The organism is Stappia albiluteola (assembly GCF_014050225.1).
Lineage (GTDB): Bacteria > Pseudomonadota > Alphaproteobacteria > Rhizobiales > Stappiaceae > Hongsoonwoonella > Hongsoonwoonella albiluteola.
Genome location: NZ_JACFXV010000026.1, coordinates 1 through 936, shown reverse-complemented (window position 1 = coordinate 936; position 936 = coordinate 1). Strand labels below are relative to the sequence as shown.

At 63.2% G+C, this 936-nt stretch carries 1 protein-coding gene and 1 pseudogene; both read right to left on the bottom strand.

Annotated elements, in window-relative coordinates; genetic code table 11:
- Positions 1–152 (bottom strand): DUF7936 family protein (locus tag H2509_RS21300; RefSeq protein ID WP_182161335.1); only part of this gene is annotated, 152 nt, incomplete at its 3' end.
- Between the two features lie 9 nt (positions 153–161).
- A pseudogene (locus tag H2509_RS00835) lies at positions 162–936 on the bottom strand (hypothetical protein); the annotation flags it as partial.

Here is a 936-nt window from a genome sequence, read left to right as displayed (position 1 = left end):
ATGGCGCAATCTCCATAAACGCGGCCGGCAAGGTCCGGATAGGCCGGATCGATCGCCAGCACCTCCCAGTGCGCGCGGCAGACCACATCGGTCAGTCCGGACATTTCCGGCGCGCGGTCGAGGCTGACGATCTTCCATGTGATTTCGGTCATGGTTGCTCCTTACCAGGCTGAGATCGGCACGCGCCGCCATGTGTTGGTCGCCGTGCAGCGATATTCGTAGTTATCGTCCCAGCAGGAATCGCCCTGATTCCCGGCGGCATTTGCGCTGGCAATCGTCCGCTTGTTGCGCAGCCGCGTGGTGTCGGCATTGATGTCGAGGAGCGCTGACGGCGCCGTTGTGCCGATACCGACATTGCCATTCACATCGATCATCACACGCGGCATAATTGTCGTGCCTGTGGCAGGGCCTCCCCTCAACCAGATTGATCCATCCGGGTAGAGATCGATGCCGCTTGCCCTGTCGGTATTGCCGTTGACGCCCATAAACGTGAACGAGCCGGCATTGTTGCGGTACCCGTTCGAAAACAGGCTCGTCGCAAAGGCACCGTTCGTGCCGAGGAAACCTTTGTCGAAAAACAGTGCCGCGTTGCCGCCAGTTCCCCAGAAATTGGCCGCGACGTGATCACCGCCGATCGACACTCCCTGTTCAGTCCAGAGTTCCGCCATCCGGGCTGTGCCGTTGACGTGCAAAAGCTCGAGCGGCGATGACGTCCCGATGCCCAGCCCCGCCGACGTCCACCGCCCACGCTCCGAACCGCCGAGGGCAACCGCCAGGGTATCGGCCACCGGGAAAAACAGGCCGGTATTGGTATCGCCGGCCCGCGAGATCGCCGGCGCACCGGCGCTGCCGGCGGCGAACAGAGCCGCGCCGGTTACGGCCGGATTGGCGAGCGTGACGCCCGTAAGCGTCAACGCACCCGTTGCCTGCGCGATC